A 2,967-nucleotide genomic window follows, 5' to 3' on the forward strand; every position below is an offset into this window, starting at 1 on the left:
GCTGCGCGGCGTGCTCGCCATCGGCGACTCCCCCGAGCTCGACCAGGCGGGCCGGGAGGTGGTGACCGCGGTCATCGCGCTCGCCGGGCTCGCGCTGGAGCAGAACCGCGACCTCGACCGGGCGCGCGGGCACCTCCGCTCGGGCCTGCTGCGGTCGATGCTCGCCGGCGACGTCGACCTCGCGGCCGACGTCTCCGCGGAGATGTGGGGCCCGTTGCCCGCGGAACCGGTGCGCGTCGCGGTGGCGGACCTGCCGCCGGAGCACGCCGACCGCCTCGCGGAGTTCCTCGAGCTCCGGGTCGACGACCGCGACGGGCGCCTGTTCTTCGGCCGCGACGGCGAATCGGTCGTCATCGTCTGCGAGGACGAGGACCGCGAGGTCGCCGACGAGGTCGCGAACGAGTTCGACGTGCCCGTCGGCGTCTCCGACGCGGCCTCCCTCGGCGAACTCGCCCGCCTGCACGAGCAGGCGCTGCGGGCCGTCGAGCGAGCGCGCGAGACCGCACCCGGCGTGGTGTGGTTCGACGACATCAGCCGGCAGGGCGTCCTCGCGTTCCTCGCCCGCACCGACGCGCAGGCGGTCGCCCGCGCGACGCTCGAGCCGCTCATCGAGTACGACCGCGAGCAGGGCACGACGCTGCTGGACACCACGCGGACCTGGCTCGAGCACGGCGGGCAGTTCGACGCGACCGCGCAGGAGCTCGGGGTGCATCGGCACACCGTGCGCAGCCGGATCGCGCTCGCGGAGAAGCTCCTCGGTCGCGACCTCTCCGGATTCCACGCACGCGCCGACCTGTGGGCGGCCCTCCTCGCGACCGAGTGACGCAGCCCGTCCGCCGGAGGTCGGAGACCCTACCGGCCCCGGGCGCGTCGGCGTACCCTGACGGGAGGACGAGGAGGTTCGCGATGCAGGCGACGGTCGGCGACCGGCTGGTCATCCACGGCAAGCAGGTGGGCAGTGCGGAGAAGCACGGCGAGGTCCTCGAGGTGCGCGGCGCCGACGGCGGCCCGCCCTACCTCGTGCGCTTCGACGACGGACATGAGGCGCTGCTGTACCCGGGCGCCGACTGCGAGCTCGAGCACGCCCACTGACCCGACCCGCCGACCCGACCCGCCGGCGTGATGCGGCGCGGGCGCAGCGTCCGGGCGGCGGATTCCCCGCGATAGCGTGGAGGCCATGTTCCACTCGTACGCGGCGATCGGCGACAGCTTCACGGAGGGCGTCGGCGACGACTTGCCCGACGGCGTCTCCCGCGGCTGGGCCGACTTCGTCGCGCTCGGGCTCGCGAAGGCCGCCGCGCCGGAGCCGGTGCGCTACGCCAACCTCGCGATCCGGGGCCGCAAGCTCGGCCCGATCATCGACGAGCAGCTCGACGCGGCGATCGCGCTCGGCCCGGAGGTCATCAGCTTCAACGGCGGCGGCAACGACATGCTGCGCCCGCGCATGCCCGAGGAGGTGGTGGCCGACCGCTTCCGGCTGGCGATCCACCGCATCCGCGACGCCGGGATCCACGTGCTCATGCTGAGCGGCGCGAACCCGACCGACCACCTCCCGCTCGGCCGCGTGTTCGACGCGCGCGGCGCGCGCCTCACGGTCGCACTGCAGGACCTGGCGCAGCTCGACGGGGTCACGTTCGTCGACAACTTCAGCGACCGGTCGCTCCGCGACATCCGGTACTGGTCGGCCGACAAGCTGCACCTCAACTCGCTGGGTCACGCGAAGGTCGCCTCGAACGTGCTCACCGCGCTCGGCGTGCCCGTGCCCGACGAGTGGGGCGTCGCCGAGGTCGCGGCCGCGCCCGCCGGACGGAAGAGCCGCAACACCGCCACGTACTACCGCGAGTACGTCCTGCCCTGGATCGGCCGCCGCCTCACCGGGCGGTCGTCGGGCGACGGCCGCACGGCCAAGCGTCCGACGCTCGAGCCCGTCGCGCTCGACGCCTGACCCGGGCACCGCGCCGCACGCGCCGGGCTCAGTCGGCGAGCACGCCCCGCACGAACGCGCGCGTGCGGCGCGCGAGGCCGTCGATGCGCGACCACGCGTGCGAGCCGCTCCGCACCTCGGCGGGCGCGAGCGGGGCGTGCAGGCGCACGTTCTCCTGGCACGACAGGTCGCTGCACGCGTAGGTGCCCACCGTGCTCCCGTTCCGTCCGGCCTCGCCCGCGCGTCGTGCGGAGAACATCGTGACCTGGTTGGCGGGCTGCTGCGTGTGGCACAGGTTGCACATCCCGGCGCGGAATCGCGACGCCGGCGGGTCCGCCGCCCGGAGCACGATGCCGACCGGCTCGTCGTCGATGAGCGTCACGAGGTAGCCGCGTCGTCCGGCCTTCCGGTCGCGCCAGGCGAGCGCGTCGACGTGCTCCCAGTCGACCAGCAGGTACTCGAGCGGCAGCTCGAGCTCCTCGAGTTCCCGATCGGTCGCGTTCACGAACGACGACCGGAGCTCGTCCTCGCTGAGCGGACGCATCCGACCCCCTTCGACCCGAACCAGTGTAGGCGCGTCGGCCCGAGCACCGGGCGCGCGCCGATGCCGGCTCCCCCGCGTGGGCGCTCGGGTGTCAGGCGAAGCTCGGGCGCGGGCGGTCGTCCGTCCGCGGGCACCATCCGGCGGGGGTCCGGTCGTAGGCGTGCTCCGGGCCGTCGGCGACGAGCCGTGCGAGGGCGTCGAGGAGGCGATCGACGTCGTCGGCCGACGAGCCCGCGCCGAGGCTGACCCTGAGGCCGTTCGCCCGGGTCGCGAGGCGGTCGAAGAAGGGGTGCGCGCAGAAGCGTCCAGCGCGGACCGAGATCCCGTGCTCGGCGGCGAGCGCGGCGGCCACGAGCCCGACCGATCCGCGCTCGAGCTCGATGGTCGCGATCCCGAGCCGATCGTCGAGGTCGCCGAACCCGCGCAGCACGCGCACGCCCGGCAGGGCCGCGAGCCCGTCGTGCAGCCGAGCGGCGAGCGCGTCCTCGTGGGCGGCTCG

Annotated in this window: 5 protein-coding genes; 3 read left to right on the forward strand and 2 right to left on the reverse strand. The window is 74.7% G+C overall.

Annotated elements, in window-relative coordinates; genetic code table 11:
- From ESO86_RS14570 to ESO86_RS14580, 3 genes are all read left to right on the forward strand, one after another.
- Positions 1–823 (forward strand): PucR family transcriptional regulator (locus ESO86_RS14570; protein WP_165307917.1); only part of this gene is annotated, 823 nt, incomplete at its 5' end.
- 83 nt (positions 824–906) lie between these two features.
- A complete protein-coding gene (locus ESO86_RS14575) occupies positions 907–1,092 on the forward strand; it encodes a DUF1918 domain-containing protein (RefSeq protein ID WP_129235638.1) in 186 nt (61 codons plus the stop codon).
- Between the two features lie 85 nt (positions 1,093–1,177).
- Positions 1,178–1,945, forward strand: a complete 768-nt coding sequence (locus ESO86_RS14580) for an SGNH/GDSL hydrolase family protein (RefSeq protein ID WP_129235639.1) — start codon at positions 1,178–1,180, stop codon at positions 1,943–1,945.
- A gap of 28 nt (positions 1,946–1,973) precedes the next feature.
- Here ESO86_RS14580 and ESO86_RS14585 read toward each other — a convergent pair whose 3' ends face one another.
- Positions 1,974–2,468, reverse strand: coding sequence for an FBP domain-containing protein (locus ESO86_RS14585; protein ID WP_129235640.1), 495 nt, complete (start codon positions 2,466–2,468; stop codon positions 1,974–1,976).
- Positions 2,469–2,559: 91 nt separating this feature from the next.
- Positions 2,560–2,967: aminotransferase class V-fold PLP-dependent enzyme (locus ESO86_RS14590; RefSeq protein ID WP_129235641.1), on the reverse strand; the 408-nt coding region annotated here is incomplete at its 5' end.

This window comes from Agromyces binzhouensis, from assembly GCF_004135055.1.
GTDB lineage: Bacteria > Actinomycetota > Actinomycetes > Actinomycetales > Microbacteriaceae > Agromyces > Agromyces binzhouensis.